The organism is Aeromonas sp. SER (genome assembly GCF_038739615.1).
Classification (GTDB): domain Bacteria; phylum Pseudomonadota; class Gammaproteobacteria; order Enterobacterales; family Aeromonadaceae; genus Aeromonas; species Aeromonas jandaei.
The window spans coordinates 142,039-161,487 of record NZ_JBCGFC010000003.1 but is presented as its reverse complement, the minus strand read 5'-3'; the positions used below and the strand labels follow the sequence as shown (position 1 = coordinate 161,487).

Genomic DNA, 19,449 nt, shown 5'->3' with positions numbered 1-19,449 from the left:
GTTCGTTGTTATCAGAAACAGTTTGCCTGTACCCCTGCCAATATCCGCCGTGACAGGGCGATGGAAGCACGCCGTGACGCACAAGAGCGGGCCAATCACCGGGGTGATGATTGGTAGGCTGCAGAAAACGAGAGGGGTTGGCAGGCGCCAACCCCTTTTTCATTCCGCCGGTTCAGCCCGGTTGGCGCAGGTGACCGAGCCGGGTGAAGAAGTGCTGGCTCTTGCGCTGGTGAAAGTGGCTCTTCTTGATGGGATGGAAGATGAGGTTGCTTTCGGGATGGCTCGCCTTTAACTGATGGAGCATCGCCACGGCGGGCAGGCTGGTGCTGACCAGGGTGGTGAGTGGCATGCTGATGGTCTCGGGGCCGAGCAGTTGATTGAGCCCTTGCCGGGCCTGCTCGAAACGGGTCAGGGCCGCCGGGTCGGCATAGCCGCTCCCCAGCATGGTGAGCAGGTTGTCGAGGGCCAGATGAAATTCGGCCAACTGCTGGCGAAAGCCGCTGCGCCCGCGCAGGGCGATAAGTTCGGCGAAAGAGATCTCGCCGAGGTGAGTGGGTACTTGCAACGGGATCTCGAGGTGGAAGCAATCCTGACCGCCGCGATTGTGGTAGCGGGATTCGAGCAGATGGAGCAGGCGATCCAGATAGTCGTGATCGGTAATGAGCGCCCCGTCATTGGCGAGTGCCCACTCACGGGCGAGACGCATGGAGAGCAGATTGGCAAAGCGCCGTGCCATTCTGATCCCCCCCTGATCCCGACTGGCAAAACCATAGTTGAGGCAAAAGCCGTGCAGCCGCTCCAGCCCCGCCTGATCCGGGCAGAAGCAGTCGTGGTTGGCTCCCTGACGCCAGCGGGTGACCAGTTCCTTGTTGCCAAACACCTTGTGGCGGACAAAATCGGGGGCAAGCAAACCGCTTAACTGGCTTTCGAGTTGTGGAGTGATGGTGGCAAAGAAGGTGGCATCGGGTCGCTCGGCCAGCAGATCGGTCTCCTGCTCGAGGGTTTGCTGCAGGGCGGTGAGACCGCTCTTTTCGCTGACGGTGAAGACAAAGGCGAGCCGCTCCAGATAGAGCAGGGCAAACTTGAGCCAGAGCTCGTCACGTACCTCCATACCGGGGTAGTAGATATAGGTCTTCATCGTATCGGTCTGTCGCCAGAAGTGGTGCCGGGGTGCAGGGTCGGGAATATACGCAAGATTGGCGCTGCACGGCAAACACTGCGTGGGGGAATGTGAGCAAACGCTCATCCAGTAGGCGCTGGCCACAAAGTTCTGATATAATTCGCGCCCTTAAATCAAGGTCACCCGAGTCATTACCATGAAGTTCATTATCAAGCTGTTCCCGGAAATCACCATCAAGAGCAAGTCGGTTCGCCAGCGCTTTATCAAGATCCTGCAGGGCAATATCCGCAACGTCCTGCGCCGCTTCGACGACGATGCCCGCGTACGGATGGATTGGGACAAGCTGATTGTGAGCTCCCGCAATGACCAGTTCCGCGAGCAGGCTATCGAAGCCCTGGCTTGCATCCCTGGCATTCAGGCCTTCCTCGAGGTGCAGGCCAGCAAGTTCACCGATCTGCACGACATCTTCGAGCAGGTGAAAGCCGTGTGGGGCGACCAGCTCAAGGGCAAAACCTTCTGCGTGCGCGCCAAGCGCCACGGCAAGCACGAGTTCTCCTCTCTCGAGATTGAGCGCTACGTGGGCGGTGGTTTGAACCAGCACTGCGAAAGCAACGGCGTGCGCCTCAAGAACCCGGATGTGAAGATCAACCTCGAGATCGATGGCGAAGAGCTCTTTATTGTCAGCGCCATCCATCAGGGCCTGAGCGGCATGCCCATCGCGACCCAGGAAGATGTGCTGAGCCTCATTTCCGGCGGTTTTGACTCCGGCGTTGCGTCGTTCCAGTTCATCAAGCGCGGCTGCCGCGTGCACTACTGTTTCTTCAATCTGGGCGGTGCTGCCCACGAAATCGGCGTCAAGCAGGTGGCCTACCACCTGTGGAACCGCTTCGGTTCATCCCATCGGGTGCGTTTCACTGCGGTCGACTTCGAGCCGGTGGTCGCCGAGATCCTGGAGAAGATCGATAACGGTCAGATGGGGGTGGTGCTCAAGCGGATGATGATGCGTGCCGCCGCCAAGGTGGCCGACGAGTTCCAGATCCCGGCGCTGGTGACCGGCGAGTGTGTGGGCCAGGTTTCCAGCCAGACCCTCACCAACCTGAACGTCATCGACCGGGTGACCGACAAGGTGATCCTGCGCCCGCTCATCACCTGGGACAAGCCGGACATCATCAGTGAAGCCCGCCGCATCGGCACTCTGGAGTTTGCCGAGACCATGCCGGAGTATTGCGGTGTCATCTCCAAGAAGCCGACCGTGAAGGCCGAGCTTTCCCGCATTGAAGAGGAAGAGAGCAACTTCGACTTCGCCATTCTGGACAAGGTTGTGGCCGAGGCCCGTTATCTCGATATCCGCCGTATTGGTGAAGAGACCGCCGCCGAGGTTCAGGAAGTGGAGACTACCGCCGAGAGCGGTGACAACGAGGTGATCCTCGATATCCGCTCCATGGACGAGCACGACGAGAAGCCGTTGCTGGTGGAAGGGCGTGAGGTCATGCATATCCCCTTCTTCAAGCTGGCTACCGCCTTTGGCGATCTGCCCAAGGAGAAGACCTACCTGCTCTACTGCGATCGCGGCGTGATGAGCAAGCTGCAGGCGCTTTACCTGAAAGAGAAGGGCTTTGCCAACGTCAAAGTTTACCGTCCGTAATTTGACGCTCAATCTCCCATAAAAAATCCGGCCAGTGTGCCGGATTTTTTTATTTCACCAGTTTGTCATGCCCATCAGGGGCAGGGGACCGGGGTGAAGGAGTCCTGTCCCTGACAGCGCCAGCCCATCTCGGCTTCTCGCATCTGCCAGAGATTATTGCTGCGATAGAGGGTCAGGATATAGAGCATGTCGCTGTGCGTGCCATCCAGTGCGACAGAGAGCACCAGATCGTTATCCAGCTGCTGGGCGTGGATACGACTGGTCATGTCGCCATGGCCGACAAAGCGCAGCGCCACTTCCCGATAGTCATTGACCCAGCCTTGCCGCTCGTTGCTGGCCTGACGTATTACCTGATTGAACTGCTGTACTGGCGCCGAGGCCAATCGACCAAACACCGCCTGTGCCTCGGCATGAAGTGCCGTCACGCTGGTGAGAAAGAGCGTGGCGAACATTCCGATCTTTTGCATGAGAAGTTCCGGCTAACAACAACTGTGTTGTATGACAACAGAAAAGCGCGTTTGGTTCAACGCGAAGCCCCGCACACTGTGCGGGGCTTCGCTCAATTGCTGCGCTGTAGCGAGAAGGTGGGCAGGGAGAGATGCCAATAAATGGCAGCAACCCGCAGGCCAAATACGGCGCTCATGCAGATAAGCATGGCGGTGACCCGATCCATATCGGCCTCCAGTGCCAGCGTGTAGAGAATGCCGCCGAGGATACAGGCTGTGGCATAGATCTCTTTTTGCAGCACCATGGGCACTTCCCGGGCCAGTACATCGCGGATCATGCCGCCAGCTACCCCGGTCATGGTGCCCATCAACACAGCGATTAGTCCCGAAGTACCAAAGTTGAGGGCTTTCTGGGCGCCGATCACCGTGAAGAGGGCGAGCCCAAAGGCATCGGCTACCGGCAAGACATACCAGGGCATGCGTCGCGGCAGCTTGACCATCCACATACCAATGAGGGCCGTTGCAATGACCACCCAGATGTAGAGAGGGTCGCGCACCCAGAATACCGGGGTAGCCCCAAGGATCATATCGCGAATGGTACCGCCACCGATGGCCGTGACTGCCGCCAAAACCATGACGCCAAATCCGTCCATTCTGAGCCGGCCCGCCACCAGAACCCCTGAAAACGCGAATACAGCAGTACCAAACATGTCGCTGATGTAAACAAGCTGCTCAACCACTGTCTGCATGGAAACAACTCACGTCAAATTGTTGATGGGGCGGCGATTTTAGGGGCTGGCGGCGTCAACCGCCAAGATGCAGCGGGCAAAATTGCGAGTCTGCCCCGATTTTTTTCCTCTTCCTAGAATCGTCGGTGTCGTATGGGCTGCTTGTGGTGCTGCGAGGGGCGCGTTGATACAGGCTTTCCCATCTTCACTCAAGTGGCGTTTTTTTTCTTAAGTTAATCGATGACATGCCGATAAATAGGGTAAGCGGCGTTAATGCGATGAAGCGTTGAAAAAAATGCTAAAGACATCGAAAAACGAGCCGTTAAATAAGACGCATCGGGCACGAAACATAATAAAGCTCGAGCAAATAGAAGAGTAAATTTAATAGCTTAGGAGAATAGTCATGGGCCTTTTTATCAACACTAACGTTTCATCACTCAACGCTCAGCGTAACATGATGAATGCGACCAAATCACTGGATACTTCCTATACTCGTCTGGCTTCCGGCCTGCGCATCAACAGCGCAAAAGATGATGCGGCGGGTCTGCAAATCTCCAACCGCCTGACCTCCCAGATCAACGGTCTGGATCAAGGTAACCGCAACGCCAACGATGGCATCTCCTTGGCACAAACTGCCGAAGGGGCAATGGATGAAGTGACCGGAATGCTGCAGCGCATGCGTACCCTGTCCCAGCAATCAGCCAACGGCTCCAACTCTGCCAAGGATCGTGATGCCTTGCAGAAAGAGGTGGATCAGCTGGGGGCAGAGATCAACCGTATCTCGACCTCGACCACCTTTGCCGGTACCAAACTGCTGGATGGCTCTTTCGGCGGAACTTTCCAGGTCGGTGCCGATGCCAACCAGACCATCAGCTTTAGCCTGTCGCAAGCAGATGGCTTTAGTATCTCGGGGATCGCAGCCGCCGCGAATACATCAATCACTACAGCTACTGGTGCAACCGTGCTGCTGTCAGCCATCTTTGTCGGTGGTAGCGCTGGCGGGATCAGTATCAGCAGTCAGAGTAATGCACAAAACGTGCTTGCTGCCACAGACGCCATGCTCGCAATAGTAGATGGTAAGCGAGCCGAGCTCGGTGCAGTACAAAACCGTATGGACTCAACCATTCGCAACCAGGCTAATATTTCGGAAAACGTCAGTGCAGCTCGTTCACGTATCCGTGATGCTGACTTCGCGATCGAAACTGCCAATATGACCAAGCAGAATATCCTGCAGCAGGCAGCTTCCAGTATCCTGTCACAGGCTAACCAGAGACCTCAGTCAGCACTGCAACTGCTGCAAGGCTAACAAAAGAAAACAGGGCGGTTGTTCAGGCCGCCCTGGTCAAGAGATGGAACAAAGGGGTGTTCGGGTTCGCACTCTGTTCTATCGGGAGAGATATAATTCTCTACTAGTAATGCCAAGTGTTGTCCAGCTGTTCAGTTCTGTCACGCTTGGTCATATTCTCCTGAGCATATGCTCATTTTTCGGCCGGTTCTCCGGCCATTTTTTATTGTGTCGCCAAATTGGCGTCACTCCTCCCAATATCTGCATACATCATGCCAAAATTATATTTCCTCAGGCTCATCTATTAGGCTTGGCTGGAAGGCTCCCCCATAGAGGGTGGGGCGATTGAGTATGTTATCCCTCACCGGAGAAGGCTTGCCGCTAACGGCAACAATTTTCCTAAAGCTTGGCTAAATTCTGCCGCTAAAAAGATGACGCAATCGAGGGGTGTTCGGAATCCAACGTTTGCATAGCTGCGGGTAGCCTGTCCGTTCAAACAGATACCCGCCAGAAGAGAAAGGTCTGTTCAACCTTCTCTTCTACGGTGGGCCGTCATGCAGTAATGGTGACGAAACCCGCAGTCGCATGTTCTTCGGGAGAATTTATTATGGCCATGTACATTAACACCAACACGTCATCACTGAACGCCCAGCGTAATTTGATGAATACCACCAAATCTCTGGATACCTCGTACACCCGTCTGGCATCCGGTTTGCGGATCAACAGCGCAAAAGATGATGCGGCGGGTTTGCAGATTTCCAACCGTCTGACCTCCCAGATCAACGGTCTGGATCAGGGCAACCGTAACGCCAACGACGGTATCTCTCTGTCACAAACGGCAGAAGGAGCTATGGATGAAGTGACCGGTATGCTCCAGCGCATGCGTACCTTGGCTCAACAATCCGCCAACGGTTCCAACTCAGCCAAAGATCGCGAAGCGCTGCAAAAAGAAGTAGATCAACTCGGTTCGGAGATTAACCGTATCTCCACAGATACCAGCTTTGCTGGTACTAAACTGCTGAATGGTTCTTTTGCCGGCAGTTTTCAGGTTGGTGCCGATGCTAACCAGACTATCGGGTTCAGCCTGACCCAAGCTGATGGCTTCAGCATTTCGGGAATCTCAGCTGCAGCTAACACCTCTATCACTACTGCTACAGGTGCAACGGTGTTGCTGTCAGCGATCTTTGTTGGCGGCAGTGCTGGTGGGATCAGCATCAGTAGCCAGAGTAATGCACAAAACGTGCTTGCCGCAACCGATGCAATGCTAGCTGTGGTAGATGGCAAGCGAGCCGAACTTGGTGCGGTGCAAAACCGTCTGGATTCGACTATCCGCAACCAGGCCAATATCTCGGAAAACGTCAACGCAGCACGCTCTCGCATCCGTGATGCGGACTTTGCTACCGAGACAGCCAATATGACCAAGCAGAATATCCTGCAACAGGCTGCGTCCAGCGTCTTGGCTCAGGCCAACCAACGTCCGCAATCTGCATTGTCACTGTTGGGATAACAATGTCAGAGCTTCATCAAGTATGAGAAAGCGGCCTCTTTAGGCCGCTTTTTTGTTTTTTATCTTCTATGCATTCCGAATCAGGACACATTTTCAGCCCCCTCTTTTGCCCAAGCGCACTGGCGTCAAAGTTTTGGCTACTCACTTTAGGCGATGTTTCATTCTTAACGTTTGAAATCAGATGCGTCAGATTATCTGCCGTTGTGCACATTATTTTTCTAAAGGTTGCATCTTTACTGCCGTTAAAGAGGATGAGGCAATCGAGGGGTGTTCGGAATCCAACGTTTGCATAGCTGCGGGTAGCCTGTCCGTTCAAACAGATACCCGCCAGAAGAGAGAGGCTCGTTCAACCTCCTCTTCTACGGTGGGCCGTTGTCAGCTTTGGCAGCGCAACCCGCAGTCGCATGTTCTTCGGGAGAATTTATTATGGCCATGTTCATTAACACCAACACGTCATCACTGAACGCTCAGCGTAATTTGATGAATACCACCAAATCTTTGGATACTTCGTATACGCGTCTGGCATCCGGTCTGCGCATCAACAGCGCAAAAGATGATGCTGCAGGGTTGCAGATTTCCAACCGTCTGACCTCCCAGATCAACGGTCTGGATCAGGGTAACCGTAACGCCAACGATGGTATCTCTCTGGCACAAACGGCAGAAGGGGCGATGGATGAAGTGACCGGTATGCTGCAGCGCATGCGTACCTTGTCTCAGCAATCTGCCAACGGTTCCAACTCAGCCAAGGATCGTGAAGCGTTGCAAAAAGAAGTTGATCAGCTGGGTGCTGAAATCAACCGGATTTCCAAAGATACCAGCTTTGCTGGTACCAAGTTGCTGGACGGGACTTTTGCGGGCAGCTTTCAGGTCGGTGCTGATGCCAACCAGACCATTAGTTTCAGTTTGACCCAAGCCGCTGGTTTCAGTATTTCAGGTATTGCTGCTGCGGTAACTGCTGCCGGTGGTGCGGCTGTAGCGAGTATCTTTACAAGCGGCTCTACAGTCGGTGGTATCAGTATCAGCTCACAGAGCAATGCTCAAGATGTGCTGGGTGCTGTTGATGCCATGCTTGGAATTGTTGACAGCAAGCGAGCCGAGCTCGGTGCAGTGCAAAACCGCTTGGATTCTACTATTCGTAACCAGGCCAATATCTCGGAAAACGTCAGTGCTGCACGCTCTCGTATCCGTGATGCGGACTTCGCAACCGAAACAGCCAACATGACCAAGCAGAATATTCTGCAGCAGGCTGCATCCAGTGTCTTGGCTCAGGCTAACCAGAGACCGCAGTCTGCTCTTTCCCTGCTCGGGTAATGAGTGGACCAGGCTGACTAAGATGGGAGAGATAAGATGGCAACCGAAATAGGCAATCTGTCATCTGCCAATGGCGCTTCCTTACAGCTAAGTGACAAGAGCGGCCAAGTGGCCGCTCAACTGCTTTCTGGCACGGTAGAGGATACCGGGGCCGTGCAGCAGAAAAGTCAGGGGCAGCCAAAGGAGACTGAGCTTCAACAAGTGCAGAGCCAGGCAGATGTTGAAAAACAGGTACAAAACTTGCAGGAATTTGGCAAATTGCAAGGGTGGACCGTTAATTTCAGCATGGAGCAGGAGTCTGGCCAGATGGTAATAAAGGTAATGGACTCTGATACCCGCTCGGTGATCCGCCAGATCCCTACAGAAGAGTTGATTGCTATCCACAAGCGGATCCAGGCGTTGCAACAAGGTGAAGCAGGGGCGAACCCCAAACGCGGACTGTTGTTTGATAGCGAGATTTGAATCGAATTGATGAGGAGAAGATAACATGGCCATTACTTCTGCCGGGGCGGGCTCTCAGTTGGATCTCGAGAGCGTTATTGCCTCTAGCGTGGCTGCCAAGAAGGCTCAACTACAGAAGCCCATAGTCACCAAGCAAAACAGCACCCAGATCAGCATATCAGGTATAGGCCAGTTGAAGTCATCTCTCACCGCATTCACCGATATTCTCGATACCTTGAGCAAACCCGGCGCTTTCAACAAGCGAGCCGTTACCATCACCCAGGATAAAGATAATCCGGTGATGAAGGTGGAGAGTAAAAGTGGTGGCTCCAATGGCCAGTACAACATTACCGTCAATAAATTGGCTACTACTAGCCGTGTTGAAGGTGAGTTTGCCAGTTCGACCACCCCACTTGTGACTCAAGACGGTCAATTAACTTTTAAAGCTGGTACCAAGGAGTTCAAAGTTGATGTCAAAGTAGGGGATACTCTGCAAGACATTCGTAAAAGTATCAATAGTAATGGCGATAACTTCGGTCTTAGTGCAAATATCGTCAATACGGCAGATGGTAAGGCAAAATTTGTTATTGACTCCGGTATATCTGGAGATGGCAAAGATTTGGTGATCACTGGCAATAATTCTGAGCTGGATATCTTTGCTACAGGTGCGGCAGGTTCGGTGATGAGCCAGAAGCAAGCTGCTAGTAGTGCTGAGATTACTGTTGATGGTAATACACTTAAAAGTGATACCAATGTATTTGACGACTCTATTCAGGATTTGAAATTAACGGTTTTGCGTGTATCCGATAAAGAAAGTGATGGCACGACTCTGAAATCCAACAAAGTTGCAATAACAACGGATAAAACTGCTATTCAGGATATGGTAAAGCAGTTTATTGATGGTTATAACGCACTGCAAGATAAAATGGATGCGCTGGGCAAGCGCAATAGTATCGTTGGCGGAGTTAGGCAAGATGATGGTGGCGCGCTTGCTGGTGATGCGAGCACACGCACCATTAGCAGTTTTATGGCTAATACCGTAACAAATAAAGCAGGTACCAGTACAACTTATTCAACCATCTTCGAAGTGGGTATTAAGATGGACAATAAAGGTAAGTTGTCTCTGGATAAAACCAAATTTGATGAGGCTGTGGATAAAAACTTTGACCAGGTTGTTGGTCTTTTTGGTGGCGAAAAGGGTATTGCTGCAACCTTGAATACGGGTTTAAAAGAGTATTCCAAGTCTGGCGGTATGTTGGATCAACGTACAGATGTTTTAAATGCTGATCTGCGTAGCTTGAACCAAAAACAAGCTACATCCAATGCCCAACTGGTAAAATATGAAGCATCACTACGTGCTCAATATGGCAGCTTGGATGCGTTGCTGGCGAAAATGAATCACTCTGCGGCTGCGCTGCAATCATTACAAATTAATAACAATAAATAAATTCATATTACGAGGAGCAGGCGATGTACCAGCGTAATTTAAAAGCATATAAGGCAACCAGTGTCGCTGCTGACTTGGCTGTTGCCGATCCTCATCGTGTGATTCAACTCATGATGCAAGGTGTACTTGAACGTTTGGCTCAAGCCAAAGGTGCAATTGAGCGTCGAGATATGGAAGCGAAATCTACCGCTGTATCGAAAGCTCAGGGGTTATTACATGGTTTGCAGGATGCACTTGATATGAGTCAAGGGGCTATTGCTGAAGATCTATATAGCCTCTACTCCTATATGGATGAGCGAATTTGGGACGCGAGCCTTGCATTGGATGCAGCCCCGATTGAAGAGGTTATGGCTTTGATGGTAACTATAAAATCTGGCTGGGATCAGTTACCCGATTCTGCTAAACAACAGGGCTATCAGATGAGACAGCAACTGGGTGAGTTGTAATGAACACTTTAGCCTCTTTGCAACAAGCTCTCACAGAAAATTACGAGCAACTTCAATATCTATTAGCCAGAAAAAGCTATGATGATGCTCTGGTCTGTATGGATTATCGAATTTCTTTGATTGATCGTTTGCTGTATCTCGTTGAACGTGAACCTTCACTGAAGCAAGATGCCAGTTTATTGGCTACGTTACTTTTTCGACAAGAAGAAAGCATGAAAAAAGTGGCATCTGATCACCATCAACTCATTTTCAATGAGTTATCTGCTATTGGGTTGGCGAGTAAAGCAAAGCAAATTTATAATAGTGTGAGTAGCAAGGAGTTCTGATGTCGGAAAATATTGATGATATTTTGAAAAAAGCCGAAGGTGTTGCTTTACGACTAAAAGAACGTGCAGAGCAAGAGGCTGCCATGTCGGTTGCTTTGCCACTTCGATTCTCACAGAATATTGCTGCATTTCGTAAATATATCCCCCATATTGCAGACATGTATGAGTCATATCAACCAATCCGACCATTTCGTTTTTTTTGTAATGAAAATGGCCAACCAAACATGGCCTGGATTGATGATGATGTCGCGGTATATGGTGATGAACCGTATCTTATCTGCGAGACATTAGTTAAAGAGTTCATGGATAAAGGGGGTTTATCCAAGTTCTCATTTAGTCAAGAAGCCAACCCACTCGGATTTATGCACGTTGAGTATCTTAATAAACTCAATGCTTATCTAGATGATATTTCCATTCGAGAAGAGCCATTAAGAAAAGTGCCAACTGAAGTTCCTACCGCACTGGTGTTTGGGGTTGGTTTGGGGTATCACCTTGGTTATCTTTATGAACAATGCAAAATTGGCACTCTATTTCTTTTTGAACCAGATCTAGATCTTTTTTATGCATCTCTTTTCTGTTTCGATTGGGCACCTCTGCTTGATTATTTACATAAAGAGAACCTCGGTCTACATATCCTATTAGGCCAGGATGAAGATACTATTTTTAATGATTTTGCATCGGCTATTCATAGCCGAGGTTCTTTTCTTATCGCTAATGCCTTTATCATGTGGGGCTACCAAAATGATAAAATCAAAAGTTTAATTGAGAGAATCCAGCGTGAGTATTATCTGCTGGTGATGGGATGGGGTTTTTTTGATGATAATCTGATAGCTCTTTCTCATACAGTTGATAATATTGAACGAACTGTTCCATTCCTTATACAGGATAATAAGATACCATCTGAATACAATCGAACTCCAATTTTTGTTATTGCTAATGGTCCATCTTTGGATGCCTCTCTTCCTGTTATTGAAAAGAATAAAGAAAAAGCAATTTTAATTTCTTGTGGCAGCGCGATTTCTGCATTGCATAAAGTAGGTATAAAACCAGACATTCATGTTGAGACAGAACGAACTAAGATTGTTTATGACTTCTTGGTTAATATGAATGACCCAGATTATCTTAGAGATATACTTTTCCTAAGTACAGATGTTATCCATCCCTATTGTTCTACGCTGTTTGAAAAAACAGTATTAATGTTTAAGCGCAGTGAGCCTGGTGTTATCCTCTATAATGTAAATTTCCCATATCTGCAAAAATATGCGGCCTTGGGGGGGGTGAATCCTTTAGTTGGCAATATTGGAGTCACTGCGCCAATTCATCTTGGTTTTAAAAATATCTATTTATTTGGCCTTGATAATGGTTATAAAAACAAAGGGCATCATCACTCGAAATTTAGTGCCTATTATAATAGTGATGAAGGGGCTGAGGTGCTTGGGGATTTAATGTATGGAGACAGCCAATGGCAGCATGAAGGTAACTTTGGTGGTGTTGTAATAAGCAACGCCATGTTTAATACATCCCGAAGAGTGATTGAACAAGTATTAGCTGCGAATGAACATGTTCAGTGCTTTAACTGTAGTGATGGGGCTAAAATTGCAAAAGCAAGAGCATTGCCTGATAGTGAAATCAGTTTTTCACAAGTCATAGATAAAGCTGAGCTGATTCACCAAATTACGCAGCTATCAGCTCCAATCCCTTTGTCAAAAGAAGATTTCAAATCATATCTTGATGTTAATTTTTTTGATTTTTTTGTCAACAAAATGGTAGGCGAATGGAGTCAAAGTTTTTCATCAAGAAACGAAATAAATCAGCTCATGCTGCGTAACTTTGGTTATCTGTCACAAATAACCTCAACTCAGCAAAAGCATATAGCTCAAGTGATGATTGGTTCTATGAATTATGTGTTTACTATTCTTAGTTCTATACTTTATTCATTTGAAGGTGAAGAGACTACTATAGAGTTGATGGCGCCTGCCATTAATTTATGGATAGAATTTTTAGAAAAAGCTAGAGATATGTATCCCATGGCTATGGATAGTACTGATTTAGTAGATAATGAATGGATGAAGTTTTTTAGAAAATAGGGAAAAATGCCGACGATATGTCGGCATTTTTATTTTTGGCTATAAGAAAGCGTTTGTTTTTTTGATGATTTGCACGGATACCAATGAGTCTTTTTCGAGATCGGAGCTTTCATCATGGTTCTGAACGAGCTCAAAAATACGTTGGTATGCAGGATGCCAACAAATCATATTGCTGTAGTTCATTTTATAGCTATAAACACCGTCTCTATGCTTATATTCGTTTCTATAGTATCCATGAGGTGGGTGAAAATCTACGATGGCAATTATTCCTTTGTCTTGCAGTAAATCATGGCATTGGCTCGCTATTTTGAATAAGTCATTTGGTTCGCAGAGATATAGACAGAATCCAAATATGATTAAATCTACAGGCTCTATTGCCGGTAAATTTTCGGCAGTGCCTTGAGTCAGTTGCAAATTTGGATATGCTTTCAATCCATCCAAAATTGCTGCGAGTGATGGGTCGATGCCATACCCGCTGGCATTAAAGTGTTCAGATAAGGCAGATACTCTCCATCCATTTGCACACCCAATTTCTAGAATTCTTTTAGGGTTGCAGTTCACCTGCTGTAGAGCCTTGAAAACAAGGTCGTCCTGTATTTTTTTATGAGTGTAGCCATGTTTATTCCGTTCATACCAAGAGTCCCCCTCTTGTCTTATAAAGATATCCTTTTGATTCATGATTTATCCATATCTACAGAAGAATAATTTTTTTGTGGTCCTAATAGTAACGCTGGAATCAGCGTTTCCCCTTTCCAACCTAAATTAATGAGTTCCAATGAAATTTCTTTATGAAAGCCAGATGTTATAACTATTAATGAGTTTTGGTTATTTTGACTAATTAATGATGATATAGTATCAGGTGCATACTCAATAGTAATAGATGAGCCAGGCATTCGGCTTCCCACCTTGCTCATGTTCCCATCTATTATTCTGCTTGGCTCTAGCTTGCATACTGACATGATTAGAGTGCAATATGATCCAGCTCCCCAAAAGATCAAGTCTTTGCCATCGACATGATGTGACAGTTGCTCTTGCCATGTTGTAATGTTCCGAGAATAGTTTTTAGTATCTGGAGCAAGAATAATATTTTCCGTGATGTGACTGTTGAGCATATTACTAGAGGTAATATCACGTTCAAAAACTACAACCATATTACCTAACTCGGTTGATATGGATTGTTTATACTTCCAGTTAAATGTCGATGCCAATTTAATTAAAGAGGAGAGAGAAAAAACGTGCACATGTTCATGGTGAAAAGGATCTAACGAGTTACCATCTAAATTCTTTTCTAAAGAAGGTGTTTCAATTAACAGATAAGACTCCGGGCTTGCAATATTAGACATGCCTTTAAAAAAGTCATTAAAATCGAAAATATGTTCTATCACATGACGGTGATATATTATGTCAAAAAGTTTGTTGTTATTAAGAAACAAGAGGTTTTTGGAATTTTCATGAGTGAAAAAACTGTTTGATACTTTAAAGCCTAGGCTGTTGCATATAGTTGCATTTGCGATATTGGGTTCACATCCAAAGTATGTATCATTAGGGAAGGTGTTTTTTAAGTCTTTTAGCATTTGCCCGGAAGAACATCCAATTTCTAAAACAGTAAAGTGCTCATGATAAGTCAGCTCCCTAACCTTGCGGTACAAATTAATAAAATCATTCCGTTGTGAGTATGCGATATTTGCAGCGTCAGCCCCCCAATAATGATGTCGATAAATGTCTTCTAAAATATCCATGTCATAATCAGGGATAAATGCATGCCCACATTCCATGCAACAGGAATAATCTAGGTCACGATATAGTTGTTCAACATCATCTCCTACCGCATGCAAATAAATAGGAAAGTCAGGTATTGAAAGAAAAGAATGTAGTCTGGTTGATGAACATACAGGGCAAGCAATAGTCCCAATATTCTTTATATACATGTTATTCCTTATTTTCAAAGTCAGATAGAAGAAAGGGGCGACCAAGTACATTCAATTTAGGTTCCACCCAAGCTCGAGATGCGTCATCTAGAAAAATTAATGGATCTTTCTGCAGCTCATTTATAAGCACGTCTACACAAGCTCTTGCATCTACATAGAAACCCAACTTAGGGTATCCATTTACAAGCGGTTGGAGCACTCCTTTGTCTCGTAATATATTTTCTACGAGTCTCCAATCGTAATCAAGGTCATATCCCCATGGCCTGACATGTGTGGTCCATTCTATACAATGGAGAATACCATGATCATCAATTAGTTCTCCGGAGAAGAATTTTTGATAGCGATAAGGAACACCTCCAATTTTGCTTTCTATATAATGTAAAAATGTCATGGTGCTTATTTTTGCGCCATACATTACTACCGCACCATCTCCTTTCTCCAAGTAGGAGAAAATAGATTCCCTACCAAAAGCATCTAATTTTTTAGCTGGTTGGAATGGAGCATTCCCACGGCCTAAAACAGAAAACATTGGATCAAACGATCTATAATCAGCCCAATTACATTCATGTAGATACTGATTAAGCGAACCAACCTCTATTGGTGCCGTTCGCAGGTCTAGCTTTTTCAATTTTGGAAATTGATAATTAAAAGCTGGGATTAAACAGTTAACGGGTAATGTATTAAATAACTCCTTATGTAATTCAAGCGGAGATATTTCGGCTGTGTTTGCAATGAGAGGCTGTGTATATAATACATCACTATGAATTAATGCTGGCTTCCCTTCATAGTCACGCAAACTAGATGCCATAATATTTTGCAATATCCGTGCATCGCTTTTATTTTTTTTGATAAGTTTATTTTTTGATAAACTATTCTTTTCAGTTATAACATCAGTTTTCTTGCTATGGACATTTGTTTCTATCCAATTAAATATTTCTCTGAAAGATGTTAGCTCATCAAATATAGTCGATGGTATATTACAGTCTAGCTCTAACTCTAATGCCATGATTAATCTTATTTGCATGAGCGAATCCCACTGGGGAGTACTTGCTATAGTGGCATTAAAAATTTCAGCAGGTGTAAGCATTGGCATTAAATGATGAAATACACGCTCAAGTCTTTCTGCATTAGCTTGTGAGCTTGAGTTATTAGTTTTTTTTTCTAAATGATCTAAATGATCTAAATGATCTAAATGATCTAAATGATCTAAATGATCTAAATCATTGGAGAATGATGGCTTATAGTTTTTTGGATAAGCTTCTACCAACTCCATTAATCCATGAGTTGGGTGTAAAATAAATGCTATCCTGCGATCATCGAATGCAGGGTCTGGTGTTGGAGCAACCATGCATGTTGCCCCCATTTTTTTTGCTATATCTAGTGCTCTATCTATATCATCTACAGCATAACAAATGTGGTATACCCCACCACCTCTTGATAAATGGCCACGAATAGGGCTTTTCTCGCTCAATGGGGCAAGGATCTCAAACGTTACCCCTCCAGATACTTGAACGAATGCGTACCTCACATCTTGAGCCGTATTTACACTCGGTCCTTTCCATAATCTAGCTCCGGGTAATGAAATATAATCTGCTAGTGTTTTTTCTAGATTGGTTGTTGTTACAGCAATATGGTCAATATATATAACACCTATATGTGACAATAATGTGCTGTTTTTTGTGTGACAATTAAACATCGTTTGAAACCTCTAGCCACTCTGGTGTGATGGCATCATTAATTTTCAAGTTATAGTAATATTCATTGTTACAAGATAATGTGAAACCATGCTTAGAGTAGATATCTGCGGCTGGTTTATTACGCTCTGTGGGTATAAATAAACCACGCAGAGCGTTAAAACCATTGGCTTTGGCATAGTTCATTGCCCATACAAGGGCTCCTGTCTCGATACCACGACCAAGAACTCTGCAAGATAAAATGAAAGTTTCAATGTCTAGCACATCGTTATCTTGTGGTTGCAAAATAAGTACGCCAATAATTTCATTATTGCTGTATCGATCACTTAAACTTATTGCGGCTATATGTGAACCCTTCGACTGAAGGCGATCAAGTTCTACTTCACCATGTCGTCTAGTTGTCGTATTGAATTGGTTTGTCTTCGCGATTAATTGAAGTATTCTTTGCTTATTTGAATCTGAAATAGGGGTAAAAGACAACTTCATCTGTAAACTTTTTAAGTAGTCTAACTTGGAGGAAAATTTATTTTTGTCTAAGAGCGCTAGTTGACGTGACTTGTAGTTTGTACCTCTGACTTTATCTTCATCAGTAAGGGATATGCTAGCAAAACAGGGAAGAGAAGCAATAAAATCAGCATATTCTGTAATGTCATCTGGCAGCTCAGGTACGATGACTTCAGGTAATGAGCTGCGGACTTCCTCACGTTCATAAAGGCTATCATCAATGAAACATAATGAAGAAAGACCAACCCCAATCTCCTGAGCGATCTCGCGAATATTATCTGATTTAGACAGCCAGTTTATTTTTTTTATAAGAAAGTCATCCTCCCTTAAAATCATATCAGGATGACCATTTATGGCTTGTAAAGCTATATTTTCAGTATTTTTACTACATATTGCCAAAATTATTCCACGCATTGCTAACGCTTTTACTACATGCTGTACCGCAATAAATACATTGCCTGGGTAATCCGAACCTAGCTTGATACCTGAAATCCCATCATCCCCAATAATTCCTCCCCAAAGAGTATTATCTAAATCGAGAATTAGCACTCTAGCTGTTTTCCCTAGCAGTGCTTGATGAGCGCTAATCATGCAATCGATCAACATGTCGGAAAACTCAGGAGTATATGGAAAGCGTCCAAGAGACCAATATTTTAGGGACCAAGAATTTTCACTCCCTTTAAAATGCAAACAAGCAGAGAGTGGTAAAATATGGCAATCAGCGATTTCACGGGATAGCTGTACAAGTTTTTGGTTTGCATTAAAAACCAGCTTAGCTAAAGATGAGTGATCCCTATATGCAGTGTCTGTTAAACTTTGGACGAATACCTTTGCTGGCGAAAAGTCGAAGATAAAAAACATTCCGTCTAAGTGAGATCTCGCTTCACGAATAGAAAGTATATAATCCTCTATACGCTGATATATTTCTGTGTCCAGAGACTCATCATATTGACTATTGGATTCTGGCAGAAAATCTTCAATGCGCTCACAAAAAATGCATATATTGGGATTGTTTTTCCTTAAACATGATTCTTCATCTGTTAGTTGTATCCGGTATTGCCCAAATGGAATGTCAATTATCTTCCATGAAGAGTAATACAACTCAGATGTTCTTCTTTTTAAGTATTCAGCCGCTAAAGTCCAATTTGCACTACCTAAGAATGTAGCGCTGGGAACATATGATGTAGTCATGAAATTTTCTCCATAACACCATGAGTAGTTAATTTACGACACCAATCTATGCATTCTTGTAATGGCACTCCGGTAATGTCTGAAATTGAAATGCAATCATTCTCTCCATCAGAGTAACCAATAATATTCATCATGTTCTCAACTATTTTTTGTGTGTTTTTTGTGCTTGTCTGTGGATAAAGGCCACGTTTACCTAGTTGGGGCTCACAGGGTTGAATCATTCGATATGTATCATTGCCTTCTATTGCTAAGAGGCATTGTTGCAGGACACCGAATCCTCCTGCAAGTCCTGTTGGCGTCACGAGGTTAAGGTCATCTAATGAGGTATGATATTCAGGATAGCAGCCATATTTGCTTCTCATCACAGATGCAATAGGCAAGTCAACACCTGGACTACAGTATTGACGCTCGTCACTGCCTCGCTGTAAGTATGAATACTTTATAAAGTCAGGTGCAACGTCTCGGAGCACTAATAATGCAGCCCTGTCAGAAATCGAGTCCCCTTTTCTAGATGGCAAGAATGAAAATGTGCGTTCATCACCTAAACATGTCAATACATACCCTGCAACAACATTCTTTTTTAAATGTTCTATATGTTTACTTAGGTATACAATTGCTCCAATCGTTTCTGGTACAAAGACAAATCTATATGTATAACGTCTACGATGTAAAGACTTTACCCATTTAGCCAATGCTAAAGCAACAACGGGGCCAGATAATTCATTGTTAGCCATTGACGGGTGACAGATATAAGTAGATAAAAGAATCTCTTGTTCGGTCTCCCCTGGAATAATAAGGTCAGCATAATTTAACTGACCGGGTTCTAACTCACTATCTATCTTTACATGAAGCGGTTCATTAGGCGGTAGTTCATTGTATTGATTTTGGGTTAGACAAAATCCCCAGTTTTTTCTGTAGTAAGATGTTACATAGGGAATTGCATCAGGTTGGTTTGGTAGTGAAAACAAATTTGGTTGTAATTGTTCTTTGGTCATCCATGTATCAATAGGGATAGAGTATCCCATTACATGAAGATTATTATTTTTTATATCAATTAATTTTTCGTTTTTTCTATTGGCGATCCAAGCTTCTTTAATATTCCATTCATCTGGAACGGTCCAGTCAAAAACGGACGAACCAGAGGCAATTGCGTGAACATTCAGTTCTGGTAACTCTTTTTTAATATAGTCAAGAGTATGACGGACACCATTTCCAGTGAGGCTACGATGAATAGGAAAAAGGTCATGCATCCATTTGTGCATTTGCTGTCCAATCTCTGTGCTCATTTGGATTCCTGCTTTTGTTTCCAATTGATTGATGAATCGTTAGTATTTAACTTAGGC

The 19,449-nt window shown here is 45.4% G+C and carries 17 protein-coding genes; 9 read left to right on the top strand and 8 right to left on the bottom strand.

Annotated elements, in window-relative coordinates:
• Positions 1–172: 172 nt before the first annotated feature.
• Entirely contained in the window at positions 173–1,138 is a 966-nt protein-coding gene (locus tag AAHA41_RS05845) for a hypothetical protein (RefSeq protein WP_323070307.1), read from the bottom strand.
• Between the two features lie 178 nt (positions 1,139–1,316).
• Here AAHA41_RS05845 and thiI point away from each other — a divergent pair, with 178 nt between their 5' ends.
• Positions 1,317–2,765 carry a tRNA uracil 4-sulfurtransferase ThiI gene (gene thiI, locus AAHA41_RS05840; protein WP_323070306.1) on the top strand — a complete coding sequence of 483 codons (1,449 nt, stop codon included), beginning with the start codon at positions 1,317–1,319 and terminating at the stop codon, positions 2,763–2,765.
• Positions 2,766–2,839: 74 nt separating this feature from the next.
• Here the strand turns inward: thiI and AAHA41_RS05835 are convergent, their stop codons facing one another.
• Together AAHA41_RS05835 and AAHA41_RS05830 are read right to left on the bottom strand one after the other, a co-directional pair.
• Positions 2,840–3,232, bottom strand: coding sequence for a hypothetical protein (locus AAHA41_RS05835; RefSeq protein WP_323070305.1), 393 nt, complete (start codon positions 3,230–3,232; stop codon positions 2,840–2,842).
• A gap of 92 nt (positions 3,233–3,324) precedes the next feature.
• On the bottom strand, positions 3,325–3,960 hold the full coding sequence (locus tag AAHA41_RS05830) for a trimeric intracellular cation channel family protein (protein ID WP_041209925.1): 636 nt from the start codon (positions 3,958–3,960) through the stop codon (positions 3,325–3,327).
• Between the two features lie 382 nt (positions 3,961–4,342).
• Here AAHA41_RS05830 and AAHA41_RS05825 point away from each other — a divergent pair, with 382 nt between their 5' ends.
• The 8 genes from AAHA41_RS05825 to AAHA41_RS05790 all read left to right on the top strand — a co-directional run bounded on the left by AAHA41_RS05825 (position 4,343) and on the right by AAHA41_RS05790 (position 12,789).
• Positions 4,343–5,245: a flagellin gene (locus AAHA41_RS05825; RefSeq protein ID WP_041209926.1), complete on the top strand. Its 903-nt coding sequence runs from the start codon at positions 4,343–4,345 to the stop codon at positions 5,243–5,245.
• A gap of 586 nt (positions 5,246–5,831) precedes the next feature.
• The gene (locus AAHA41_RS05820; protein ID WP_139731908.1) at positions 5,832–6,731 is read left to right on the top strand and encodes a flagellin; all 900 of its coding nucleotides are present in this window, start codon (positions 5,832–5,834) and stop codon (positions 6,729–6,731) included.
• 426 nt (positions 6,732–7,157) lie between these two features.
• The gene (locus AAHA41_RS05815; protein WP_139731909.1) at positions 7,158–8,042 is read left to right on the top strand and encodes a flagellin; all 885 of its coding nucleotides are present in this window, start codon (positions 7,158–7,160) and stop codon (positions 8,040–8,042) included.
• A gap of 36 nt (positions 8,043–8,078) precedes the next feature.
• Positions 8,079–8,504: a flagellar protein FlaG gene (locus AAHA41_RS05810; RefSeq protein WP_043851938.1), complete on the top strand. Its 426-nt coding sequence runs from the start codon at positions 8,079–8,081 to the stop codon at positions 8,502–8,504.
• 25 nt (positions 8,505–8,529) lie between these two features.
• Positions 8,530–9,930, top strand: a complete 1,401-nt coding sequence (gene fliD / locus AAHA41_RS05805) for a flagellar filament capping protein FliD (protein WP_323070304.1) — start codon at positions 8,530–8,532, stop codon at positions 9,928–9,930.
• 23 nt (positions 9,931–9,953) lie between these two features.
• Positions 9,954–10,376, top strand: a complete 423-nt coding sequence (gene fliS, locus AAHA41_RS05800; RefSeq protein WP_041209323.1) for a flagellar export chaperone FliS — start codon at positions 9,954–9,956, stop codon at positions 10,374–10,376.
• A complete protein-coding gene (locus AAHA41_RS05795; protein ID WP_208736528.1) occupies positions 10,376–10,702 on the top strand; it encodes a hypothetical protein in 327 nt (108 codons plus the stop codon). Before fliS ends, AAHA41_RS05795 begins: the two co-directional genes overlap by 1 nt.
• On the top strand, positions 10,702–12,789 hold the full coding sequence (locus AAHA41_RS05790; protein ID WP_208736527.1) for a 6-hydroxymethylpterin diphosphokinase MptE-like protein: 2,088 nt from the start codon (positions 10,702–10,704) through the stop codon (positions 12,787–12,789). The genes AAHA41_RS05795 and AAHA41_RS05790 overlap by 1 nt, the downstream gene beginning before the upstream one ends.
• A 39-nt stretch (positions 12,790–12,828) precedes the next feature.
• Here the strand turns inward: AAHA41_RS05790 and AAHA41_RS05785 are convergent, their stop codons facing one another.
• Genes AAHA41_RS05785 through AAHA41_RS05765 form a run of 5 tightly spaced genes read right to left on the bottom strand, consistent with a single transcriptional unit; the run spans position 12,829 to position 19,392 of the window.
• Positions 12,829–13,467 (bottom strand): class I SAM-dependent methyltransferase, encoded by a 639-nt coding sequence (locus tag AAHA41_RS05785; RefSeq protein WP_208736526.1) that lies wholly within the window; start codon positions 13,465–13,467, stop codon positions 12,829–12,831.
• Positions 13,464–14,717 carry a methyltransferase domain-containing protein gene (locus AAHA41_RS05780; RefSeq protein ID WP_342697311.1) on the bottom strand — a complete coding sequence of 418 codons (1,254 nt, stop codon included), beginning with the start codon at positions 14,715–14,717 and terminating at the stop codon, positions 13,464–13,466. Before AAHA41_RS05780 ends, AAHA41_RS05785 begins: the two co-directional genes overlap by 4 nt.
• Position 14,718: 1 nt before the next feature.
• Positions 14,719–16,413 carry a VOC family protein gene (locus AAHA41_RS05775; protein ID WP_342697310.1) on the bottom strand — a complete coding sequence of 565 codons (1,695 nt, stop codon included), beginning with the start codon at positions 16,411–16,413 and terminating at the stop codon, positions 14,719–14,721.
• Entirely contained in the window at positions 16,406–18,106 is a 1,701-nt protein-coding gene (locus AAHA41_RS05770) for an HAD-IIIC family phosphatase (RefSeq protein ID WP_323070226.1), read from the bottom strand. Before AAHA41_RS05770 ends, AAHA41_RS05775 begins: the two co-directional genes overlap by 8 nt.
• Entirely contained in the window at positions 18,103–19,392 is a 1,290-nt protein-coding gene (locus AAHA41_RS05765) for a DUF4910 domain-containing protein (RefSeq protein ID WP_208736522.1), read from the bottom strand. The genes AAHA41_RS05770 and AAHA41_RS05765 overlap by 4 nt, the downstream gene beginning before the upstream one ends.
• Positions 19,393–19,449 lie beyond the last annotated feature (57 nt).